21 protein-coding genes are annotated in these 24,352 nt (G+C 36.3%); 12 read left to right on the top strand and 9 right to left on the bottom strand.

The genetic code is table 11. The features are described 5' to 3' along the window. Positions 1 to 88: 88 nt before the first annotated feature. Positions 89 to 1,111: an LLM class flavin-dependent oxidoreductase gene (locus tag OLM54_RS04145; protein ID WP_264538608.1), complete on the top strand. Its 1,023-nt coding sequence runs from the start codon at positions 89 to 91 to the stop codon at positions 1,109 to 1,111. 2 nt (positions 1,112 to 1,113) lie between these two features. On the opposite strand, the gene OLM54_RS04140 is transcribed toward OLM54_RS04145, so the two are convergent. The 5 genes from OLM54_RS04140 to OLM54_RS04120 form a co-directional block, all read right to left on the bottom strand. Then, a complete protein-coding gene (locus OLM54_RS04140; RefSeq protein ID WP_264537340.1) occupies positions 1,114 to 2,715 on the bottom strand; it encodes a Na+/H+ antiporter in 1,602 nt (533 codons plus the stop codon). A gap of 116 nt (positions 2,716 to 2,831) precedes the next feature. Beyond that, positions 2,832 to 3,308 carry a hypothetical protein gene (locus OLM54_RS04135; protein WP_264537339.1) on the bottom strand — a complete coding sequence of 159 codons (477 nt, stop codon included), beginning with the start codon at positions 3,306 to 3,308 and terminating at the stop codon, positions 2,832 to 2,834. Positions 3,309 to 3,479: 171 nt separating this feature from the next. Continuing rightward, the gene (locus OLM54_RS04130) at positions 3,480 to 4,883 is read right to left on the bottom strand and encodes an efflux transporter outer membrane subunit (RefSeq protein ID WP_264537338.1); all 1,404 of its coding nucleotides are present in this window, start codon (positions 4,881 to 4,883) and stop codon (positions 3,480 to 3,482) included. A 22-nt stretch (positions 4,884 to 4,905) separates the two neighbouring features. After that, positions 4,906 to 8,076: an efflux RND transporter permease subunit gene (locus OLM54_RS04125; RefSeq protein WP_264537337.1), complete on the bottom strand. Its 3,171-nt coding sequence runs from the start codon at positions 8,074 to 8,076 to the stop codon at positions 4,906 to 4,908. A gap of 6 nt (positions 8,077 to 8,082) precedes the next feature. Further along, positions 8,083 to 9,237 carry an efflux RND transporter periplasmic adaptor subunit gene (locus tag OLM54_RS04120; protein WP_264537336.1) on the bottom strand — a complete coding sequence of 385 codons (1,155 nt, stop codon included), beginning with the start codon at positions 9,235 to 9,237 and terminating at the stop codon, positions 8,083 to 8,085. A 263-nt stretch (positions 9,238 to 9,500) separates the two neighbouring features. Between OLM54_RS04120 and OLM54_RS04115 the strand changes: the two genes are divergently transcribed. From OLM54_RS04115 to OLM54_RS04100, 4 genes are read left to right on the top strand one after another with little or no spacing between them, the layout of a single operon-like run. Then, positions 9,501 to 10,544 (top strand): sensor histidine kinase, encoded by a 1,044-nt coding sequence (locus OLM54_RS04115; protein WP_264537335.1) that lies wholly within the window; start codon positions 9,501 to 9,503, stop codon positions 10,542 to 10,544. Then, positions 10,544 to 11,275, top strand: a complete 732-nt coding sequence (locus OLM54_RS04110) for a LytR/AlgR family response regulator transcription factor (RefSeq protein WP_264537334.1) — start codon at positions 10,544 to 10,546, stop codon at positions 11,273 to 11,275. Before OLM54_RS04115 ends, OLM54_RS04110 begins: the two co-directional genes overlap by 1 nt. A gap of 17 nt (positions 11,276 to 11,292) precedes the next feature. Further along, positions 11,293 to 11,586 (top strand): DUF3861 domain-containing protein, encoded by a 294-nt coding sequence (locus tag OLM54_RS04105; protein ID WP_264537333.1) that lies wholly within the window; start codon positions 11,293 to 11,295, stop codon positions 11,584 to 11,586. A gap of 47 nt (positions 11,587 to 11,633) precedes the next feature. Continuing rightward, on the top strand, positions 11,634 to 11,759 hold the full coding sequence (locus OLM54_RS04100; RefSeq protein WP_264537332.1) for a hypothetical protein: 126 nt from the start codon (positions 11,634 to 11,636) through the stop codon (positions 11,757 to 11,759). A gap of 65 nt (positions 11,760 to 11,824) precedes the next feature. On the opposite strand, the gene OLM54_RS04095 is transcribed toward OLM54_RS04100, so the two are convergent. Both OLM54_RS04095 and OLM54_RS04090 read right to left on the bottom strand, forming a co-directional pair. Then, positions 11,825 to 14,188 carry a hypothetical protein gene (locus OLM54_RS04095; RefSeq protein WP_264537331.1) on the bottom strand — a complete coding sequence of 788 codons (2,364 nt, stop codon included), beginning with the start codon at positions 14,186 to 14,188 and terminating at the stop codon, positions 11,825 to 11,827. 59 nt (positions 14,189 to 14,247) lie between these two features. Next, complete coding sequence (locus OLM54_RS04090; RefSeq protein WP_264537330.1) at positions 14,248 to 14,487, bottom strand: hypothetical protein; 240 nt, start codon at positions 14,485 to 14,487, stop codon at positions 14,248 to 14,250. A gap of 287 nt (positions 14,488 to 14,774) precedes the next feature. Here OLM54_RS04090 and OLM54_RS04085 point away from each other — a divergent pair, with 287 nt between their 5' ends. The 4 genes from OLM54_RS04085 (at position 14,775) to OLM54_RS04070 (ending at position 19,647) form a co-directional block, all read left to right on the top strand. Next, entirely contained in the window at positions 14,775 to 15,653 is an 879-nt protein-coding gene (locus tag OLM54_RS04085; RefSeq protein WP_264537329.1) for a helix-turn-helix domain-containing protein, read from the top strand. Between the two features lie 72 nt (positions 15,654 to 15,725). Further along, positions 15,726 to 16,562, top strand: coding sequence for an NmrA family transcriptional regulator (locus tag OLM54_RS04080; RefSeq protein ID WP_264537328.1), 837 nt, complete (start codon positions 15,726 to 15,728; stop codon positions 16,560 to 16,562). Continuing rightward, positions 16,546 to 16,959: a DUF5367 domain-containing protein gene (locus OLM54_RS04075; RefSeq protein WP_264537327.1), complete on the top strand. Its 414-nt coding sequence runs from the start codon at positions 16,546 to 16,548 to the stop codon at positions 16,957 to 16,959. Before OLM54_RS04080 ends, OLM54_RS04075 begins: the two co-directional genes overlap by 17 nt. Positions 16,960 to 17,283: 324 nt before the next feature. After that, a complete protein-coding gene (locus tag OLM54_RS04070; RefSeq protein WP_264537326.1) occupies positions 17,284 to 19,647 on the top strand; it encodes a mechanosensitive ion channel family protein in 2,364 nt (787 codons plus the stop codon). Positions 19,648 to 20,191: 544 nt separating this feature from the next. Here OLM54_RS04070 and OLM54_RS04065 read toward each other — a convergent pair. Further along, on the bottom strand, positions 20,192 to 21,070 hold the full coding sequence (locus OLM54_RS04065; protein WP_264537325.1) for an NAD(P)H-binding protein: 879 nt from the start codon (positions 21,068 to 21,070) through the stop codon (positions 20,192 to 20,194). 80 nt (positions 21,071 to 21,150) lie between these two features. Between OLM54_RS04065 and OLM54_RS04060 the strand changes: the two genes are divergently transcribed. Continuing rightward, positions 21,151 to 21,519, top strand: coding sequence for a winged helix-turn-helix transcriptional regulator (locus OLM54_RS04060; protein WP_264537324.1), 369 nt, complete (start codon positions 21,151 to 21,153; stop codon positions 21,517 to 21,519). A 42-nt stretch (positions 21,520 to 21,561) separates the two neighbouring features. Beyond that, the gene (locus OLM54_RS04055; RefSeq protein WP_264537323.1) at positions 21,562 to 22,842 is read left to right on the top strand and encodes an acetyl-CoA C-acetyltransferase; all 1,281 of its coding nucleotides are present in this window, start codon (positions 21,562 to 21,564) and stop codon (positions 22,840 to 22,842) included. 129 nt (positions 22,843 to 22,971) lie between these two features. Here OLM54_RS04055 and OLM54_RS04050 read toward each other — a convergent pair whose 3' ends face one another. Further along, positions 22,972 to 23,583, bottom strand: coding sequence for an FMN-dependent NADH-azoreductase (locus OLM54_RS04050; RefSeq protein WP_264537322.1), 612 nt, complete (start codon positions 23,581 to 23,583; stop codon positions 22,972 to 22,974). 110 nt (positions 23,584 to 23,693) lie between these two features. Between OLM54_RS04050 and OLM54_RS04045 the strand changes: the two genes are divergently transcribed. After that, a complete protein-coding gene (locus OLM54_RS04045; protein ID WP_264537321.1) occupies positions 23,694 to 24,062 on the top strand; it encodes a winged helix-turn-helix transcriptional regulator in 369 nt (122 codons plus the stop codon). Positions 24,063 to 24,352: the final 290 nt, after the last annotated feature.

The following is a 24,352-nucleotide window of genomic DNA, read 5'->3' as shown; positions in this document are numbered from 1 at the left end:
TAAAAAACAATTACGGAGCAAAGAAAATATCTTTTTTGCTCCGTTTTTTTTAACTACAAAAAAGAGAATTTAATATCTTTACTATATGATAGAAATAGGAATAGACAGTTTTGCCTCGGCAATGTATGGCGACAATAATGCGCTAAGTAGTGTTGACGCTATGGAGCAATTGCTTCAAAGAATTGAGCTTGCCGATCAGGTTGGCCTTGATGTTTTTGGAATTGGAGAACATCATAAAAAAGAATTTTTAGATTCGGCTACAGCGGTAATATTGAGTGCGGCTGCTTCACGAACAAAAAATATACGATTAGTGAGCGCGGTAAGTGTTTTAAGCGCTGCAGATCCGGTTAGGGTTTATCAGAGTTTTGCCACTTTAGATTTAGTTTCAAAAGGAAGAGCCGAGATTGTTGTTGGACGTGGTTCTTCGATTGAAGCTTATCCCCTTTTCGGATTTAACCTGAATGATTATGACGAACTTTTTAAGGAAAAATTAGAGCTGTTATTGCAAATTCGAGATAATGAATTTGTAACATGGTCAGGAAAATTTCGTCCGGCAATCAATAATCTGCCCGTTTACCCGAGAGCAATACAGGAAAAATTACCTGTTTGGCTGGGCGTTGGCGGAACTCCGGAATCTTTTATTCGTGCGGGATCGCTTGGTTTGCCTTTAATGGTTGCCGTAATTGGCGGACAAACTTACCGTTTTCGTCCGTTAATTGATTTATATCGTGAAGCCGGAAAAGCTGCAGGTTTTAAACCCGAAGAATTAAAAGTTGGTTTGCATTCTCCTGGTTATGTTTCAGGAACAACTGAAAAAGCTATCGAAGAATATTATCCGGGTTATGCGGAGCTTTGGACAAAATTAGGCAGAGAACGCGGCTGGCCGCCGGTAACAAAAGACAAATTCGACGGACTTATCGATGATAAAGGCGTTTTAGTTGTGGGAAGTCCGGAGCGTGTTGCCGAGAAAATCCTGAATCATAGTGAATCGCTTGGCGGAATTTCGAGGTTTACGTTTCAAATGGATAATGCCGGACTTACACATAAACAATTGATGAGCGCCATAGAATTCATCGGAACAAAAGTAATTCCTTTAATTCGTAAGGGTTAATCTTATTCCTCATACATTTCCATCCATAAACGGGTTTCTTCAAGATCGAGCTCTTTTTCTATTTTTCTGAAAATTTCCTCATTTACGGAACCCGATTTATGCATTGTTTCTAGTTTTGTGCGTTCAACATTCAGCAAATCGATTTGTAATTTAGTGAAATCATTGAAGATTTCTCCTCCCATTATTTTTCCTTTTCCGAAGAAATTCGCCGGAAGTTCAGTTTTTTGCAAACGATTAAATTTTACCTCATATTTACTTTTAATATTATGAAGCAAATCATCATTTAACAATGAAAAATTATCTTCGATATGCGAAATGGTTTCTGAAACGATGGCATTTCGAATTTGATATTCCTGGGCTAGTATCGAATAACGTTCGATTTTTAGTTTCTTAATAACCCACGGAAGCGTTAATCCCTGAATGACCAAAGTCGATAATATCACGCAAAAAACCAGATAAATAATTAGATTTCTTAGCGGAAATGCTTCATCGCCATTTATCGTTAACGGAAGTGCCAGTGCGGCCGCCATTGATACTACGCCTCGCATTCCCGACCATCCGAAAATAATCATGTTGCGATAATCAAACTCTTCTTTCAACCGTATTTTTTTGGAAAGAAATCTGGGAAGCAATGTTGCGGGAACAATCCATAAAAACCGAACCACAACAACGACCACACTTACCGAAGCGCCCCAAATAAACAATGATATTCCTGAATAATCCCCTATTCCCGAAACAATCTGACGCAACTGAAGTCCGATTAAAATGAATATCAATCCGTTTAAAATATTGGCAAGAACCCTCCAGATCGTATTCGTCACCATTCTGCTTTCGTGCGTAAAAATTGTTCCTGATCTTGCCGAAAGAAATAACCCCGTTGTTACAACCGCTAAAACACCCGAACATTCAAAATGCTCGGCGATTAAATACGATGCAAAAGGTGTAAGAAGTGTCAATGTGGCTTCAATCGCATCATCATAGACAAACTTTTTATGAATAAAATTCATGATATAACCAACCACTAAACCAATTGCAATACCTAATGTAGACATGATAAAGAAGTTCAATCCTGCCTGCCAAAGCACAAAATTACCTGCTGTAATGGCTGCAAGTGCATATTTGTAAGCTACAAGTCCGCTGGCATCGTTCAGTAAACTTTCACCTTCAAGAATCGCAATTAAGCGCGGGTGCAGCCCCAATCCTTTTGTTATGGCTGTCGCCGAAACGGCATCGGGAGGCGAAACAATGGCGCCAAGCAAAAAAGCCAAAGGCCAGGAAATATCGGCAATAAGATAATGCGCTGCTACAGCAACAGAAACTGTGGTAAAAAGAACCAAACCAACAGCAGCAAGTGTTATAGGACGAATGGTTTGCTTAAAGTCAGACCAGCTTGTGTGCCATGCCGCGTGATACAAAAGCGGCGGTAAAAATATAACAAAAACGACTTCGGGGCTTAATGCAACAACCGGAAGTCCTGGAATAATACTAATCGTAACACCGCAAAGAACAAGTACAATAGGAACAGGAAAATTATATTTTTTACTTAAAAGGCTCAGGAATGCAACCCCGAATAATAACATGATGATTACTGTAATATTTTCCATTTTCTAAATTTGCTTTCGTCTGATTTTACAAGTGTACGAATATAATATTTTATGATAATAAATACAGATCAAAAAAAAACGCCTCAATATTGAGGCGTTTTTTAAGTCATGTTTAATTAGTGGTGATCATCGTGGGAATGATTGTCTTTTTTATTCGAATTATTTCCTTTTGAACCTTTCGAATTATGTTTTCCTTTATCGGACTTATTTCCTTTTTCAGGTTTGTTTCCTCTGTTTTTCTGAGGTTTTCCTTTATATCCTTTTGGATAACTGGTAACATGTTTTTGATGATAAGTATAAGGAGCGTCTCCTCTGTAATCATTTAAAACTACTTTGTAACCGCCATAAAGATCATATTGTCTGTATCTTGAAGGCAATCTTCTGTCACGAATCCATTTACCATTATTTTCATAAATATACTGGCTTTGATTAACGTCATAATAGGTATCGATATCAGGCAGGTAATAATATCTACTATCATCATATCCTTCCGGACCCCAGCTTGGCGGTGTACCGATATTTACATTAATTGATACTTGTGCATGTGCAAAAACACTCATCAAGAGTATTAAGGCTAGTCCTAATTTTTTCATTTTTGTGGTATTAAGTATTATTCGATTTGAAACAGATCGAAAGTAGTGCCAATTTTTAAGTTTAAAGCATTCAATATACCGAAACCGCAAAACAATCGACGAGCACTACTTTTTAATCGACCGTATTTCTCCAATTTTTAACCTCTAACTAATTATTTTCTAACTATTCTTTTATTTCCATCCGCCGCCAAGAGCACGGTATAAATTAACCATTGCCTGCAATCTTTGTAAATTATCATTAATACCGCTTAATTGCGCTGCAAGAAGGTTTTGTTCTGATGTTAAAACATCGGTATAATTGGTTGCTGAACTATATTCTAAAAGCTGTTGTGTATAATCAACTGCTTTTTGCAATGATTCAATTTGTTTTGTTCTTGAATCTTGTTTTTCAACCGCCATTTGATATGAATACATTGCATTCGAAACTTCTTGTCCGGCAACTAACAAACTTTGTTGAAAGTTATTCAACGCTTGTAATTGTCTGGATTGTGCAATTGTTAATCTTGCTTTGTTCACGCCCTGATTAAAAAGCGGCTGCGTTAATCCTCCTATTATCGAATAAAAAATAGAATGATCAAAGAAATTTTTCAGTTCCAGATTCGAAAATCCGCCGCTTGCCGTAAGTGTTAAACTTGGATAGAAATACGTTCTTGCAAGGTTTGTATCCTCAAAAGCCGTTCTAAAATTAAACTCAGCCTGACGAACGTCTGGACGGTTTTGTAATAATTGAGACGGTAAACCTATTGCCAGACTTTCGGGAGTTTGCTGTTCGCCCAAAACACCTCTTTCTATTGGTCCCGGAGCTTGTCCTAATAATATATTCAAGGCGTTTTCGGTTTCGCGAATGTCTTGTTTAATATCCGGAATCAATACTTCGGCAGCATAACGATTGGCTTCACTTTGTACAACAGCAGCACCGGTAACAATGGCACCTTCTTTTAAGGCTTTTATTGTTTCTACGTTTTTAACACGGCTTTCTAAAGTTTCCTTTGTAATTTGAAGTGATTTATCATACGATAACAATAAAAAATAATTGTTGGCAATATCAGCAATTAACTGTGTTTGTACGGCTTGTTTGGCAGCATCTGTAGCAAGATAAGTGGCTAAAGCAGCTCTTTTTGTACTGCTCAGTTTTCCCCAGATATCAGCTTCCCACGAAGTGCTTAAACCCAGTTTATACGTTGTTGTTAACGTATTAATGTTAATTCCTGCCGGAAAATTCAATCCTGCTTCTGATTGTTTGGTGCGTGTTACACTGGCATCCAGATTTAAATTTGGATAATAAGCCAATTTGCTTTGACGCAAAGTCGCACGTGCCTGAACAATATTTTCAATTGCATTTTTCAGGTTCAGATTCTGTTCTAAACCTTTCTGAATTAATGCACTTAATTTTGGATCTTTAAAAACACTTTGCCACGGCATATTGGCAACGGTTGCAGAATCGGCAGAAGCCTGATCACGAAACAGCTTATCTGTAGAAAGCGTCGTGGGGCGTTCGTATTTTTTGGTAACGCAGGCACTCAAAAGTGTGGCTGCCATTACCATTAAAATATATTTATTTGAACTATGAGTCATTTTTGTCTTCTTAATTAAATTACTACTCTTTATGAGCTTCTAATAATTGAACTTCTTCTTCTTCATCGTCGTCATCGTCATAACCATCTTTTGCCGGACCACTTATTTTTTCTTGTAAGGTCTGGAAAATGATAAATAATACCGGAATTACGAATACTCCTAAAACGGTTCCAATTAACATTCCTCCAACAGCTCCCGTACCAATCGATTTATTACCAACGGCTCCGGCACCAGTAGCGAACATTAAAGGAACAAGTCCTAAAATAAAGGCGAAAGACGTCATTAAAATTGGTCGTAAACGGGCTACCGCTCCTTCAATTGCAGCTTGCACAATTGGCAAACCTTTTCGTCTTCTGTCTAAAGCAAATTCAACAATCAAAATACCATTTTTCGCCAGTAATCCAATAAGCATGATTAGCGAAATCTGCAGGTAAATATTACTGTTTAATTTGAATATAATCGAGAACAAATAAGCTCCGGCTAATCCAAACGGAATCGAGAATAATACGGCAAAAGGCAAAATATAACTTTCGTATTGTGCACTTAATAAAAAGTAAACAAACACAAGACATAATATAAATATGAAAATAGTTTCACTTCCTGATGCTAATTCCTCACGCGTTAAACCTGAAAATTCATATCCGTAACCTGCAGGTAAATTTTCTGCGGCAACTTCCTGAATTGCTTTAATCGCATCTCCTGAACTAAAGCCCGGATTTGGTGCTCCTGTAATCGAAATAGAAGTAAACAAGTTAAATCTTGAAATAGATTCCGGTCCAAAAACCCTCGTCATTTTTACAAATTCCGTAATGGGCGCCATGTTTCCTGAACTGTTTCTTACGAAAATTTTGTTCAGTCCTTCGGTATTGGTTCTAAATTCCGGAGAAGCCTGAATCATTACACGATATTGTTTTCCGAATTTATTGAAATTAGAAGCATATAAACCTCCGTAATATCCCTGCATCGTAGACAAAATCGAGTTGATAGAAACGCCTGCATCTTTTGCTTTTGCCAAATTGATGTCCATCATATATTGAGGAAAACCAGGATTAAATGGCGTTGTAGCATATTGTATTTCAGGACGTTTTGAAAGTTTCTCCAAAAAGTCAGTATTTACCTTATAGAATTCAGCCGTTGTATGACCTCCTTTATCCTGTAATTGAAATTCGAATCCGCCACTTTGTCCAAATCCCTGAATTGTTGGTGGAGAAATGAAGAAAATATTAGCTTCGCGAATTCCGCTTGTTTTGGCAAAAAGCTGACCAATTACATCATTAACACTTAGATCACGTTTGTCCCACGTTTCCAGTTTTACAATAACCATACTGTACGCACTTCCCGCTCCCGCAGTAAAGTTTTGTCCCACAATACGCAATGTGTTTTTAACTCCCGGAATCGTTTTGGCAATACTGTCGACTTTTTTGGCTATGATATCAGAACGTTCCATCGATGCCGATGGCGGTAAACTAATATTGGCAAAAACAGTTCCCTGATCTTCCGCAGGAACGAAAGCTGACGGCGTGGTTTTCATCATATAAAATAATGCCAGTCCTGCAATTAAAATAGCAGCAAGCACAATCCATTTTTTAACCGAAAGGAAACTAACAGAACGTTTGTAACGCTCGGTTACATTATCAAAAGCGACATTAAATGAGGTATAAAAACGCTGAATAAAACTTTTATGTTTATGATCGTCTGCATGCGGTTTTAAAAGTAAAGCACACAATGCCGGACTTAAAGTCAAGGCGTTAATTGCCGAAAGAATAATCGCAACGGCTAACGTAATACCAAATTGTTTGTAGAAAACCCCTGTAGATCCTGTAATAAAGGTAACAGGAATAAATACCGCAGCCATTACAAGCGTAATCGAAATAATCGCTCCGGAGATTTCATCCATCGCGTCGATTGTTGCTTTTTTGGATGATTTATAACCGTTGTCGAGCTTGGCATGTACCGCCTCGACGACGACAATGGCATCATCGACGACAATACCAATGGCAAGAACCATTGCAAATAGCGTTAATAAGTTAATCGTAAACCCAAATAAATTCAGAAAGAAAAACGTTCCCACAATCGCAACCGGAACCGCAATTGCCGGAATTAATGTTGATCTGAAATCCTGCAGGAAGATAAAAACCACAATAAAAACCAATATAAAAGCTTCGACCAACGTGTGAATTACTTTTTCGATAGAAGCATCAAGATTCTCGTTAACGTCAACAAGAAGTGTGTATTTTACTCCTTTTGGAAAGTTTTTTGCCGCTTCTTCAATCAGTTTTTTAGAATTGTTGATTACATCACGCGCATTAGATCCCGGCGTCTGGCTAATTGCCATCGCTGCAGATTCTACACCGTTTGTTTTAATGGTTGAGGAATAACTTAGAGATCCCAATTCCACTTTTGCTACATCTTTCAATCGCAGCACTTGTCCGTTACCAACAGATTTGATGACAATATCTCCAAATTCCTGAGCACTCGTTAAACGTCCTTTATATTTAATAACGTATTGAAACGCCTGATTTCCGTTTTCACCAAATTTTCCCGGTGCGGCTTCGATATTTTGTTCTGCCAAAGCAGCCGAAATATCACTCGGAATCAGTTTATATTGCTGCATAATATCCGGCTTTAGCCAGATTCTCATCGAATAATCCTTTGCACCAAAAACCGTTACATCTCCTACTCCAACTACACGCTGAATTTGAGGAACAAGATTGATCTTCGCATAATTTTGAAGGAAAGTCTGATCGTAAGCTTTATCATCACTATATAAGGAGAAGATCAATAAGTTACTACTCTGGCTTTTCGTAACTGTTACACCGGCCTGTGTTACCTCTACGGGCAATAAACTGGTGGCTCTCGAAACCCTGTTTTGAACGTTTACCGCTGCTAAATCAGGATTTGTTCCTACTTTAAAGAAGATTTTTATAGATGCGTTTCCGTCGTTTGTTGCTGTAGAAGTCATGTAAGTCATGTTTTCTACACCATTAATTTGTTCTTCGAGAGGAATTACGATACTTTTCAATACCACATCGGCATTGGCACCGGTATAACTCGCTGATACATTTACTGTTGGCGGAGCGATATCGGGATATTGCGCAATAGGAAGCGCAACAAGACCTAAAACACCTAAAATGACGATAATAACTGATATTACAGTCGACAGTACTGGTCGTTGTATAAATATTTTAAACATGTATTTTTATTTTAAGTCTGCGTAAACCGTTTCAGCATTCTGATTTTGAGCCTTGATTTGAGATCCGTCTTTCAGTGAAGCAACTCCTTCCAAAACAATTTCGTCTCCGGCTTTTAAACCGCTTGTTACCACATAATAATTTCCGGCTTTATTGTCTAAAACTGTAATGTTGGTATTTTTTGTTTTCCCGTCTTTTCCAACTGTAACAGCAAAAATTTTGTCCTGCATCTCAAATGTTGCGCTTTGCGGAATTATTAATCCGTCCTTCACTTCATTCGGAATTCGAACTGTTGTACTGCTTCCGCTTCTGATAACGCCTCTTGGATTTGAAAAACGCGCTCTGATGTTTACAGAACCTGTTTCGGTATTAATCAATCCGTTTACGGTTTCGATACGTCCTTTTTCATCATAAGTAGATCCATCAGAAAGTAGTAATGAAACTGCAGGAAATTGTTTGATTTTTTGTGCCAGTGTACCGGAACCCTGCGTAAAGTTTAAAAGCACTTTTTCGTTCATGGCAAAATAAGCATAAACGTTTCCAATACTTGAAACTGTTGTTAAAGGATCTGCTGTATTAGAACTTACCAAACTTCCTAAACGAAACGGAATCGAACCTACAACGCCATCAACTGGACTTGTAACGGTTGTATATCCTAAATTAGTTTTGGCATTGACCAAACTCGCATTGGCCTGAGCCAAAGTTGCCAAAGCCGACTCATAATTATATTGAGCAGATTCTAATTCGTATTTACTGATGATTTCTTTCTCTACAAGCGGCTTTACTTTGTTTACAGCCAATTTTGCTGTACTTACCGCTGCCTGAGCACTTTTTATGCTTGCCGTTGCAGTACGAACCTGTTGTTCATATTCCGGAGCATTGATTTTAAACAAAGGCTGTCCGGCTTTTACTACCGCTCCTTCGTCTACAAAAATCTTATCGATGTAACCTTCTACACGCGGACGGATTTCTATATTTTGCTGTCCTTGAATACTTGCCGGATAATCAGTAAATAAGGTGGCTGATTCTGGCTGTAATGTCAGCGTTTTATATTCTTTAACTTGTGCTGCAGCTGCCGCCTGAGCTGCTTTGTCATCTTTTTTACCACACGAGACGATGATAATAGATGCTGCTAAAAGGCTTAAAAATGATTGCTTATTCATTGGATAAATGTGTGATTTCTAAATTACGATAACAAAATAACTAAATTAAGGTACGTAAAATTTTTGGAATAGACGAAAAGCAAGACACAATCGATAGAGATAAGCTGAGAACCGATGGTTTTTTTTCCGGGTTAAACAAGCGTTTAATTTAAAAACTCATCGGCTCTAATATGGTTTTTAAAGACTGTAAATCTATATTTGGCGATTGCTTCTAAATTGCATTCAAATAAAATGTAATATTGTCAAAAAAAATATAAATTATAATGTGGACAAACATCTTTAGACCCTATATATTTGCAGGATTACACATTCTTGGCTGGTTATTGTTGGGATTTCTAATGCTGTTTTACATTCCTTTAACCTGGAATGTAATTCTGCCTGCTGTTTTTTGGCTTTGGCAGATTATTGTACTGGTTTTACTGATAATTATTTTCTATTCGAATGCCAAAATCATCGTTCCAAAAACCATTATAAAAGACAATATTTCTCCTTTTTTAGTTTGGGCATTCCTCGCAATTGTTGCCATGCAGCTTATCGCTTACTTTTATACTTCGCAGACAGATCTTCATACTAAAATTAGTCTTGTTTTGGGTTTCAAAAAAAACAGGAATCCTTATTTTGACAATTATGCTTTTATGCTGACTTTATTGGTTTTAGGCATCAGTACGAGCTGGGCAATGTTACAGCATTGGCAGAAAGCCGCTCAGCATAAACAAAAACTGGAACAGGACAAAACAATGGCAGAATTGGCGATGCTGAAAGCGCAGATTAATCCGCATTTTTTCTTCAACTCCTTAAATAGCATTTACTCTTTAACGTATACTGATATTGAAGATTCAAGAAATGCATTGCACACGCTGAGCCGAATGATGCGCTATTTACTTTATAGCACGGAAGAAACAACAACTTTGCTTAAAGAAGCCGAATTCATGCGGGATTTTATTGCTTTGATGAAGCTTCGTGCCAACAGCAAACTAACGATTACGACGGATATTCCGGAAAAAATACACGATTATCCAATTGTTCCAATGTTATTATTACCTTTAGTAGAGAATGCTTTTAAACACGGCGTTCATGCAACTGATAAAAGTGAAATACATATTTCGCTCAGACAAAACGGAAGTTTACTTGAATTTGAAGTAGAAAATACGTATTTCGAAAAAGCCCTGACATCAAATGAAGGCGGCATTGGGTTAACAAATACAAAACGCAGGCTTCATTTAATTTATCCGCATAAACATTCACTAATTGCCGGAGTTGCTAAAAACGGTATGTATAATGTAAAACTGCAAATAACTTTAGAATAATGACAATATTGAAATGTATAGCAGTTGATGATGAACCTCTCGCACTAAAATTAGTGCAGACTTTTATCGAGCAAACGCCTTTTTTAGAACTGACTGCGAGCTGCGATAATGCTGTTGAAGCCCTGACTTTAATCAGGGAAAAACAGCCTGATCTTGTTTTTTTAGACATTAATATGCCCAATTTAACGGGAATGGAGCTTGCAAGGCTTTTGCAGGAACAACCCGGACAATTGCCTAAAATTGTTTTTACAACAGCCTATAATCATTATGCTATTGAAGGTTATCGCGTAAATGCCATAGATTATCTCTTAAAACCTTTTAGTTATGAAGAATTTTTGCGTGCTGCAAACAAAGTATTGCAAATTACCGAAGAATCTTCCAATCATTACCAGCCAATTACTGCAGATGATGAATTTATCTTTTTGAAAGTTGAATATCAATGGGTTCGGATTTCTCTTAAAGATATTTCATACATCGAAAGTTTGAAAGATTATGTAAAAGTACATTTCAACGATTCTCAAAAAGCCATTCTTTCGCTCATATCTTTAAAAGCACTCGAAGAAAAATTGCCTTCATCAAAATTTATGAGAGTACATCGTTCTTATATTGTTTGTCTGGAAAAAATAAGTGCTATCAGCAAAAATTCCATTTTTATTGATAAAGCCGAGATAACAGTGGGCGAACAATACAAAGAGACCTTTAAGGCAATTGTTGACAAATGGATTAAATAGATTAAAAAGTACCTGTTATGGAAAAAAGATCAAACAAATATTATCTTACATTAAGCCTGAAACAATACTCAAACGGCGAAACGCATCCCGCAAAAGAACTGGGAATTGAATTTGATAATCATGACGAAATATTTAATATTATCGAAAAAATAAAAGACAAAAATATTTTCGAAAATGAATCAGAAGCAACACAATTTGCACTTGGTTTGAAATTATTCAGCGAAATCAAACTGAAACACCGCAATAATCCTCTTTTTGAAGAACTAAACGATGTGTTTCCTGTTTTTATGAAGAAATTAAAAAGCTTGTAGGTTAAAGTTTGCCACGAATTTCTTAAATTAGTTTCAAAATTAAAGTGATGGAAAAACTAACCAAAGAAGATATTAGTCAGGAAGTATTTGATTTGTATGATGATTATGCGTATAACAAAATCACACTGTCGTGGACAAGAACTATTGATTTTTTCAAGGAAAAATTAAAATAAATACAGAGTTTAGAAAATGAATTCTAAACTCTGTATAAAACTAACCAAAATAAAGTAATAATATCTTATCGGCGTCCTCTAAAACCGCCGCCGCCTCTAAATCCTCCACCGCTAAGACCGCCGCTTCGCTGAAAATTTTGGAAATTTCGTGTTTGCGTTTCGCCTCGATCTCTTGCAAAATCAGAATGGTTAAGACCGTCAATCGTATTGGCACGACCGGCCTCACCAAGTGGTTTATCCGGCGAACCTAAAACCCTGTCCTGTTTTTGATTAAGATTATTGTTTTGAATTCTGTCTCCGGCATTTTGAATTTTATCTCCTGTACCCTTTGTAGAACCTAAAGTTCCTGCCTGAGTCCAGCCCCCGTTTCCGTTGTTGTAATGACTCCAGTTTCCGTTGGCATCTTTTTTATAAATATGACCATCATGTCCGGCATATAAATTATTGTTGGTGTGAATAGTCGTTCCTCCGCCTCTGTGATGTGTGATAACGCCTTCGTTTCCACCGGAAGTTTTATAGCCAACCACACTTCCCTGTCTTGTTGTAACATGTCCTGTTTGCAACCAGTCACGACCATTTGATGCTGCCGAATGTCCCCATTGTGCATACGCGTTATGCCCTTGCGCTGTGGCACCGTAATTTCCTGTCCACGGATTATAGGCATGCGCTACAGTACGCCCTCCGTACCAGCCCTGAACACTTGCTGCGCGACCATATCGTCCTGTTGCAGGATTATACCATGCTGCAGATCCGGCTGATCCATACGGTCCATAAACGGCTCTTCCGGCTGCCCAGCCTCCCGTCCACGGGTTATAAACCGCTCCAACACCATACGTACAAGGCCACGGACGATAAATAGGATACATTGGTCCGTAGTAAAAATACGGCGGATAATAAAACCCGGTTCCGTATGTAAGCACCGCGCCAAACATTGCTCCAACTATAAAAGCACCAAAATAACCTGCCGTTGTACTGCTTTCTACTGTTGTATCTGTTACATTTTGAGTAACATACGTAACATTATAAACCGGTGAACTTGGCGGAATATTATAAATTTCTTTGGGAACTGAATTTGTTACTTTCCAGGGTCCGTTTGGAGTTGTCGACATAAACCAAACTGCCTGAAAGCACAAATAATACATATCGCCCACCTTGATTACTTTTTCCTGCGTATTACTCGCATATTGAAGCGACGTTCCTTCAATTGGCTTAAACTGAGGCGCTCCGTCATAATTTACCTTTGCTTTTGCTTCGGCATCTGCTTTTTTTATGATGGCCGTTGTAGGAACCTGAGCAAGCAATACAGCATCTGAAGCTTCCTGAGTTCCGGGTACTGACGCTAAGACACTTGCGCGAGGAGAATTTTTAGGGATTTTTGCGAAATCTGCAGGTAAACTCGTTGTCGCAAAACTCCACGGTCCGGTTAACTCTTTAGCTTTAAACCATCTGCCTGACAGTAATACATAATATTGTCCGTCTTTTTCATCGGCAAAAACATCATTATCTGTATTATCAATATACATTAATTGGGTTCCGGTAATTTTTACAAATTTTGGAGCACCATTTACTGCTATAAGTTCTGCGGGTTTATTGCTAAAGAAAACCTCTAAATTGACATTTTCTGTTGGCGGCGGCACCATTTTTTTGACTTCATCAAAATTTTGTCCTGATGGCAAATCGCTCATTTCCTTTGGCAGACTTTGTGTTTTAGTCCATTTTCCTTTTAAATCTGTAGCGGTAAGCCATATATTTTCGACCAATAAATAGTATTTTTTGGAGGTTTTATCAAAAAATAAATCCCAATTTGTATTTACAACATAGCTCAGACTTGTTTTTTCAATAGGCGCCAAAACAGGTTCTCCTTCAACAATCAGTAAGATTGACGGATTGGCACTATAAAAAATTTGCGGCGGATCATTTTTAACCGCTACTCCTTTTGGTGGATTATTGGTATGGCGTAAACCTGCCATAATACGGTCTAACGCAATTGGGTTGCCTCCTTTTGGAATCAATTCTTTGAACAATTTCTCCATCTGCGGCTCTGTTTTTTTATCAAGTGCTGGAAATCTCACATCGGTAACTTCTACATTTTTTAAAAAGACATTTCGGGAATCTTTATCGACTAAAGTTGCTGCTTTCATAGAAGCTACGCCCAATACTTCCTTACCGTCTTTGGGCGTTAGAGAAAATGCTATATCTGCAGATATTTCATTAAAGTCCTTCCATTCATCAATTTGAGGCTGATAATAAACCAATTTTGACCCGTTATTTGTAACCTCACGCAGCCAGCCAATATCAGTTGCAGCAATAGAATCTGCTGTTGATGGCTTAACTACGGCTGCAAGTTTATCGTCTTTTTGATCTTTTTTGCAGGAAAACACAATAAAAACAATACTAAATACTACTAGTATAGAAAGTCTCTTTTTCATAATTTAATTGATTATTATACGATTTTACGTTGTTTTTAATCGAATGTATGGGTGCATTATTATTCTTTCCTGATTAGATAAATCAGTATTTCTTCTTCTAATTCTTTAGATAAATTCTCATACTCTAACTTATGCCGAAAATCTTTTTCGAATTTTTTCCTGTATTTTTCAGTATTCATTTTACTATTGCAGTAATCATCACACATCGTTTTGAATTTATCATCTACCAGATATAAAATCTTAACAGATTCTATATATTCGGCAAATTTTGCATTGTACAATTCGTTGGGAAGTGACATATATAATTGTGTATTAAATAATTTAGGTTAAAGTTTAATCCTCAAAACAAATACAAACAGAGTTTAAATCAGTCTATCAAAAACGCTATTATTTTGATAACCACTAAATTATCAATAACTCTTACACAAAATCCTACAAAGAGGTTTCATTCTATAAAATGAAACATCAACTATGCTATTTTGAAACATCAAAAAAGGTGAAAAGGCCTTTTTAAAGACCACAGTGTCATTAAAATATATTTATATTAGCAGTTCCAAAAGACATAAAAAACCCAAATAGCCGTACAATGATAACAGATATTATCGAATTGAATGATTTTATTGTTTTAATTGAACAATCAAACGCATCGAAAACCTTTGTTCAAAAATGCGAGATTGATGGCGATGCCGTGGGATTTGCTTTTTATGGTTCGGGAAATGTCGAATTGGAAATAAAACACAACCACCAAACCAAATATTTAACCAATACAACCGGTTTGGCGATTTGTTTTTTCGGAAATCAGAAGGTAGAATTCGCTCATAAAATAGAACCTGACAAACCTTTGCAATCGATTAGTATATTTTCTAAACTAAAAAATATGCACTTATTATCTCACGCAGAAAAGGAGATTTTCGAGAAACATCTCCCTGATTTATTACATCCAAAAGAGCATTTTGTAAAAGGTCCGTCTTTTTATATGACGCTCGATATGCAGTTAGCCGTTCAAAAAATATTCAATACAACGTATACCGGAAACACGAGATTATTGTTTTTAAAAAGCCAGATAAACGAGCTTCTTTCTCATTTTTACGGACTGCTTTCAAGTGATCAAAAAAGTGATTTTTCGGCGAAAGAGAAAGACAAACTTTATCAGGCAAAAGAAATCGTAACGCACAACTATTCGCAACCGCCGTCTATAACGCAACTCTCTAAAATGGTTGGGCTTAACAGTAACAAGCTGAAAAAGAACTTTAAGGAATTATTTGGTATTCCGGTTTTTAAATATATTCAGGAAGAACGGCTAAACAAGGCTTATGAATTGCTGCAAAATAGCGATAAAACCGTGCAGGAAACAGCTTGGGATGTGGGTTATGAAAGTCTGAGTTCTTTTTCGAATGCGTTCTTTAAAAAGTTTGGAACACGCCCAAATGACGTCAGACAAAAATGCTTTTCAAACAAATCATAATTCTTTTGCAACAAATGATTTGATCTGTTAGTAAACACCTTTGTATCAATATAAACTTTAAAAAATATTGATATGAAAACAACTAAAATTTTAGTTCTTGGAGCTAACGGAAAAACCGGAAAACGTGTTGTTGAACGTTTGCAAAACAATAACAAAGTCGAAATTAGAACGGGTTCCCGCACTGCAGAAATACCTTTTGACTGGGAAAATTCCGAAACATGGAACGCTGTTTTAGATGGAATAAATACTGTTTACATTACTTTTCAACCCGATTTAGCAGTTCCTTCGGCACCAGAAATCATTCAGAAATTTACCTTTTTAGCGACAAAACTTGGCGTGGAAAAGATGGTTTTATTATCCGGACGAGGCGAAAAAGAAGCGCAGGTTTGCGAAGAAATAGTGAAAGCTACAGCCAAAAACTGGACGATTGTTAGAGCAAGCTGGTTCAATCAGAATTTTAGCGAAAGCTTCTTTTTAGAACCAATTTTAGCCGGTTTTGTTGCCTTGCCAAGAGCAGAAGCACTGGAACCTTTTACAGATGCTAATGATATTGCTGATGTTGTTACAGCATGTCTTTTGAATGCTATTCACAACGGTCAGACGTATGAACTTACGGGTCCGGAATTACTAACTTTTCCCGAAGCGGTCGCCATAATTGCAAAAAACAGCAATAAAGAAATTCAATTTCAGGCATTATCTGTAGAAGAATATACGCAAATGCTACAGGAATATCAGGTTCCTGACGATCATATCTGGCTTATAAAGTATTTGTTTGAGCAGGTTTTAGACGGAAGAAATTCTTCGGTTACAAACGACATTGAAAAGGTTTTGGGAAGAAAACCAACTGACTTTTCTACTTACGCAAAAGAAGCCGCAAAAACCGGAATTTGGAATGGGGTTAACGCCTGAAATTATCGCCATGAAATATCTTCAAATACTATTGCCGGGCGTTTTTATATGGGTTTGTGTGAGTCTTTCTTTCTATATTTTAAGCTTTGTTCCATTAATAAACAATTCATTTAAATCAGAAGCTGTAATAGTAATGATTATGATGGTTTTATATGCAAATGAAATGGCATTAGTTTATTATAAAAACGGAATTAAAATTCACGGTTTGCTGCTTGGAATCATAATGTCAATGACAGCATTGATTTTAGATGCTTTAATAACGGTTCCTTTTATCGAAATTCCGAATGGAAGAACGTATTCCAGCTTTTTCTGCAATCCTGTTCTCTGTATTTTAATAAGTATAAATTTGGTGACGGTTTATTACTTTTGGAGAATAAAAATTAAAACAAAAACATAGATTCTCTCCAAAATTTTTCCTTTAAAAATGATAAAAAAATCCAATTTTAGACAATTGGATTTTTTTTATTTAATACTATATTATTTATTGAGATAACAAACAGTAAAAAACTGGTTTACAATATATTTATAAAAAAGTTACACAAAAGTTACATTAATTGTTTTGACTAAATACCTGTAAATTCCGCTACATTTTGAGTCTGATTTTTTTACTTAAAAACAGATCAGAATCTTAAAATAAACTTCACTTTAAATCTTTGTGTTTTGTACCGAATGTTTGGTAAAAAAATCTAAATTTGGGCACCCCTAATTCATACAAAACATTATGATTTTAAAAAGAAGTTTTATTGGTTTACTGACGTTGTTTGTCGGATTATTTTTTGCACCGCTTTCGTATTCGCAAACGGACACACTAAAAAAGGAAAATCCGAAAAAAGAAACACGTTCAAAATTATTTGAGGAAAGTGCAACAGACAGCGATTATTTAATGGCAATTGAAAAAGCAAGTGCCGTTATGGAAACTGCTTTTAACGATGCTGATTTTGACGGCGCAAGTCATCACTTGTTTGGCGAAATTAAAAGAACGCAAAGCAAACTCGATTTAATTTTAAACAGTCTGAAAGGTGCAAACCCAAATGCGCGTAATCAGCAAATGTATCGCATCGTTCTAAAAGAGATTCAACAGGAACTTGAAGAACAAAACACGGCGATCAATTTAAGAAATCAGAATCTTGAAAAAATCAAGAACCGCTTTATCGAATTGCGCAAGGACAAAACCCTGATGGCGCTTGTAAAAGATACCGTTCGTCGTAAACAGTTTAAACAGGAATTTGCAAATCTTAGAAAAAGATATAAAGCTACGGACAGCCTGATGACTAAAAATCAGGGCATTTTAAACAACAATAAACGATTGACTGTTGAAAGAAAAATTGCCGTATCGAATGCTTTAATCATGGTCGACAATAAACTTGAACAGTCCGGAATTAGCATGCGTAAAAAAGAATATCCTTTTTTGTGGAGCGTAAATGATTCTGTGCCAAAAGAAAAAGTTGCGCAAAATATCGGCGCAAAAGTAATTATTGAAGAAAGTGTTGCGGCTTATTATTTAAGCTATCGCGCCGGCGGATTGATTGCTCTTGCTTTTTTTATGGGAATCCTGGGCTGGTACATTTCGCGTAATTTGAAATACCTGAAAGAAAACGGTCATGCTGAAAGTTTATCGCTTTTTAATTTTAAATATTTAAACCGCGGCGTTATTATTCCGGTTGCCGTAATTGGTTTAAACATTGCCGTTGTAGGCAATTTATACGCTCCGGCGCTGTTTATAGAATTTCTGCACTTGATTTTACTGGGATTAATCACAATACTTTTCAAAAATAAATGGTCGGCAGTTTCAATGCGAAACTGGCTTTTACTTTTAGGATTGTTTTTTATTCTTTGCTTTTTAGATCTATTTATCAGCGTAGGCTTATTTCAACGCTGTTCTTTTATCGTAATTAATATTTTGGCTATCAGATATGGTTTAGTGCAAATTAAGAGCTTAAAAGACCAATTATACATCAAAGGATTTTTTAAATGGGCGACAATTATTTTTATTGGCTTAAATGTGCTTTCGATATTGCATAATATTTTTGGAAGGGTTTCAATTTCAAACATGTTGAGCTTAACTGCTTTTATTTCGCTTACGCAGATTGTAGCGTTGAGCGTTCTTTTGAAAATAATTCTGGAAATTATCATTTTGCAGATTTACACCACAAGAATTAAACGCGGAATCGAAAAGATTTTTGATCACGAACATTTATCTGAAACACTGAAAAAACCGTTTATCATTGTAATTAGCTACATGTGGCTTGTGGTCATTGCTTCAAATTTAAATATTTGGGAGTCGCTGCGTACTTCTTTGGGATCTTTACTGAGCCATCCAAACACGATTGGAAGCATCACTTTTACCCTCGGAAATATTATTTTGTTTTTTATAATTATCTGGGTAGCGCATTTACTGCAAAAATACGTGGCTTACTTTTTTGGTGAAATTGATGATGAAAACGAAGAAAACATCAACAAAAGACAACATTCTAAATTACTGATCACGCGACTTGTTGTTTTAATCATCGGATATCTTTTGGCTGTTGCCGCTTCCGGAATGCCTCTGGATAAATTAAGCATTCTTTTAGGCGCTTTAGGTGTTGGTGTGGGACTTGGACTTCAAAATGTAGTAAACAACTTCGTTTCGGGGATTATTTTGATTTTTGATAAACCAATTCAAATTGGAGATGTTATCGATATCAGTTCTGAATCCGGTCGTGTAAAATCGATGGGATTGCGTACTACAAAAATAAATGCGCCAAATGGTGCCGAAATTATTATTCCGAATGGTAATTTATTATCTCAAAATATTACCAACTGGACTTATACCGATAATTTTAAATTGGTAGATATTTCGATCGAGATTACCGGAGAAACTACTCCAGAAGCGATCAATGAAATTATCAACAAATCTCTGGAAAGTCTTCCGTTGGTGAATAATGAAAAACCTTCGCAAATTTATTATACTTCGATTTCTGATGGAAAATATAAAATCCTGATCAAATTCTGGTGCAGTATTTACCGAACCGAAGAAACAGTGAGTGGGGCGCGTCAGACTTTATACAGCAATTTTAAAGCTAAAGGATTGACTTTTTCAACTTAAAAATAGTTTATGCCACAGATTAAAAGATTAAAAGATTAAAAGATTAAAAGATTAAAAGATTAAAAAAATCTGCCTGATCTAACCGATTTACAAAATCTGCTTAATCTGCAACCCGAGCCATAGCGAACAGGCGAAGCAAATCTGCGAGAAAAATTTTTACACAACGATTTATCATTTTATCAAAAAAGCCGTCAAATTAATTATTGACGGCTTTTTTATTTTTGATAAAATCAATAAGAAATAATATGCAATATAGTTGCGTTAAATCGCTTATATCGTATTAATAAACTGGTTTTCAAACACATGTTAAACAATAGCTTTAATTAGATGTAATCCCTACGGGATATTTTTACTGTGTCTTTCATTGATTCTACCAACATGTAACTCCTAACGGAGTAATAAAAATATCTAGGAGATTATAAGTTGGTAAATTAAAAATATGTCACAATGATTATCATAAATAAAAATCTCGGAGAGATTACATGTTGGTAAAAAACAATTATCCCATATTATTATTTGTCCCGTAGGGACTACACCTTTATCATTAAAATTTTTCAGCAAATTCTTTTGCAAAATCTTCCAATTTAATTTTCCCATCAACCGCAAAATTACTGCTTAAAAAATGTTCTGTAATTTTTCCACTTCTTAAACCAGAACCCATTTCTGTGTACAAACCGGCAATTTCTTCGGGTAAACCTGCTTGCGTCATTCCTTGCAGCGATTGTTCGTCTGTAAATTCAATCCACGGTAAATCTTTTTTCGCGATTGCGGCTCCTAAATTTTTTGCTACATCATTTGGTGTGCGAACATCACTAACAATATAACGAATGTTTTTTCCTGTTGTTTCTTTTTGTAATTCCTGCGCGGCTGCCGCTGCAATATCTTCCGGATGTACAAAAGGCATTTTTGTAGTTGCGGGATAATTGGCTCCCATAATACCTGCCCCTTTTATCATTGCAACATCATTATACAAATTGGTAAAGAAAAAACCGGCACGCAAAAAGGTAACATTTGTATTTTCCAATCCATCGTATATTTTTTCAATTTGGTGAAGTCCGGCGATTGGTCCCGTTCCATTTTGCTTATCGGCACCAATACTGCTTAACATCACAACGCGCTTTACTCCTGCTTTGTTTATTGCTGCTGCAAAAGCTTTACCTGCATTTACAGTATTCGAAATTACATTCGAACCTCCTAAATTTGGTGGCGTCATCGCAAAAAGGGAATCAGCGCCGGCGAAAGTTTCTGCCAAAAAATCGGCATCACTAACAGAACCAATTGCGGCTTTTGCACCCAAATTCTCAATTGCTGTTTTTCTGTCGGCATTACTGCTAATGATTGTAACGGCGTGTCCTGCGGCAATAAGTTCTTTTGCCAATGGTTTACCTATGTTTCCTAAAGAACCTGAAATTATAATTTTCATCTTAATTGTTTTTATATTTACAAGAACAAAGGTATATTTGTACTTACTTTTACACAAGTACTTACCCTAAAGTATGTATCATGACAGCAATTAAAGAATCATCGACTATACAGGAAAACAAGCAATATGCCTTGGATAATTGTCCTGTTACTTATGTAATGGAAAAAATTGGCGGATACTGGAAACCTATTATTCTATATCATTTATCAACTGGTATTATGCGCTACAGCGAATTAAAAAGAACGATTCCGGCTGTGTCCGAAAAAATGCTGATTCAGCATTTAAAACAATTAGAAGCTGATGGTCTTGTGATCAGAGAAGCAAAACCGGTTGTTCCGCCATTTGTAACGTATAGATTAAGTAATGCCGGAAACGGTTTATTGCCCGTTATTCACGCCATGGCGACTTGGGCATTTCAGGAAAAAGACGGCGTTTTTAAAAAGAAATAAAGCAAATTAACGATCCAATATAAATTTAACTACATCAATATTATGGAAAATCAGGGTAAAATTAGAAAAGTAGCCATTGTGGGTTATAACCGAATTCCTTTTGCAAGGGCAAATACTTTTTATTCAGACGTTAGTAATTTACAAATGATGACCGCAACACTCGACGGTCTTGTGGCTAAATACAACCTGAAAGGCGAATTGCTTGGCGAAGTTGCCGGTGGCGCGGTTATTAAACATACAATGGATAATAATTTGATTAGAGAATCTGTGATGAAAACAGCTCTTGATCCTGCTACTCCTGCCTGCGATTTACAACAAGCGTGCGATACCGGTATTGAAAGTGCCATTTATATTGCGAATAAAATTGCTTTGGGTCAAATTGAATCCGGAATTGCGTGCGGTGTCGATTCTATTAGTGATATGCCAATTGCAGTGAGCGAAAATTTGAGAAAGATATTGCTTGGAGCGAGAAAAGCTAAATCGCTTGGCGAAAAAATAAAACTGTTTTTAAAACTAAGACCTAAAGATTTGAGTCCGCTTGTTCCCAGAAATGAAGAAGCACAAACCGGACTTTCGATGGGCGGACATACTGAGATTACGGCAAAATATTATCAGATTCCGAGAGAAGATCAGGATAAACTTGCGCTTCAAAGTCATTTGAATATGGCAAAAGCATACGACGAAGGTTTTTTTGATGATATGATCACGCCTTTTAACGGTCTTGAAAGAGATAATAATCTTAGAAAAGACAGCACGTTAGAAAAACTGGCAAAACTTTCTCCGGCTTTTGATAAAACAAACGGAACGCTTACAGCAGGAAACTCTACTCCACTTACAGATGGCGCTTCGAGTATACTTTTAGCGAGTGAAGAATGGGCAAAAGAACACAACTTACCAATTTTGGCTTATATCACGCATGCGGAAGTTGCAGCAATTGAATATGTAAAAAATCAACAGAATTTATTGCTTGCACCGATATTTGCCGCTACAAGAATGTTGGAAAAAGCAAACATGACTTTGCAGGATTTTGATTTTTATGAAATTCACGAGGCTTTTGCAGCTCAGGTTTTGGCAACTTTAAAAATTTGGGAAAGCCCGGAATTGAGTTTGGGTTTGGGTTTAAAGAAAAATCTTGGCGCCATTGACAGAAGTAAGCTAAATGTAAAAGGAAGCAGTTTGGCGGCAGCGCATCCATTTGCGGCTACAGGCGGAAGAATTATTGGTGTTATGGCAAAACTGCTTAACGAAAAAGGTTCAGGAAAAGGTTTTATCTCTATTTGCGCGGCAGGCGGTCAGGGAATTACAATGATTATTGAGAAGTAATTGTTAATTGTTATTTGTTAATAGTAAATTGTAAATACTTAATGCTTAATGCTTCATGATAATGCGTAATTGTTAATGGTTAATTAAATTGATTTTCATAATTAACCATTAACAATTTATAATTTACAATTAAAACGCATATTCTTCAACGCTTGCTAAGGCTTTTGGTAAAGCAGCTTCGGCAAAATCAGGAATTGCGGTTCCTTCTACACGGAAAACAGTAATATCTGTTATGCCTAAAAAACCAAGTACAGCGCGTAAATAAGGCTCTGAGAAATCATAAGCTTTGTACGGACCATCAGAAAATATAGCGCCTGATGCGATCGCTAAATATACTTTTTTATCGGTTAGTAATCCTTTTGGAGAACCATCAGCATAACTAAACGTTTTGCCTCCTCTGGCAACCTGATCGATCCAGCCTTTTAAAACTGCCGGGATTCCGAAATTGTAAACCGGAACACCAATTACAATAATCTCTGCTGCTAATAAATCATTAATCGCATCATCAGAATATTTAACAGCTTCTTTTTGCTCTGCTGTATGGGTATCTTCGGGTGCATAAAAGGCACCAAAATTTACTTCATCTAAATATGGTGATGGTGCTTTTGAAAGATCAAGTGTCTGCAGTTGAACCGCACCATATACTTTCTCTAATTTTTCGACAACAGCATTTGATAATTTATTACTAAATGAAGTATCGCCTTTGATACTGGCAACTATCTTCAGAACTTTTTTGCTCATGATTAAAATATTAATTTGTTTTACAATACAAACTTATATACATTTACTATCCCTTTTATAGTACTATCCCCAAGGATAGCGCTATCCTTGGGGATAGTAACACCATAAATATGATAAAAAACGAGGAAACAAAAGATTTTGCGCATCGCCCACAAGAGTGCATGGCAGCATTATTACCAGTTAGAGATGCGTTGGAAGTTTTAAGCGGAAGATGGAAATTGCCTATTTTGATCGCTTTATCAAACAGACCAAAACGATTTAAGGAGATTTCGAAAGATATTAACGGAATTACGGATAAAATGCTTTCTAAGGAACTTAAAGATATGGAAGTAAATAAACTTGTAACAAGAACGGTTTACGACACGTTTCCGCCAACGGTTGAATATGCCCGAACAGAACATAGTAAATCGCTTTCGGATGTTATTATGGCATTGAAAGACTGGGGTGAATTACATCGCAAAGAGATTATTGGGAAATAATTATTTCAGGTAATTTTGATTGTGTAGATTGATTGTGTAGAATGGATTAAAATCCATCCCTACAATATAGTTTGTTCCTCCGGAACGCAAAAAATCTTTTTAATCATTTAATCTGTGGCATTTTTTTCACGCAGATAATGCAGATTTGAGCAGATTTAAATTTGAATAATCATCTGCGTATATCTGCTAAAATCTTTTTAAAATCTGCGTGAAATAAACCTTTTAAATCGATTAATCTGTGTCAATTTTTTTCTCGCAGATTAAGCAGATTTAAATTTGAATAATCATCT

Source organism: Flavobacterium sp. N1736, from assembly GCF_025947065.1.
GTDB lineage: Bacteria > Bacteroidota > Bacteroidia > Flavobacteriales > Flavobacteriaceae > Flavobacterium.
This window is presented reverse-complemented; position numbering and strand designations above follow the sequence as displayed.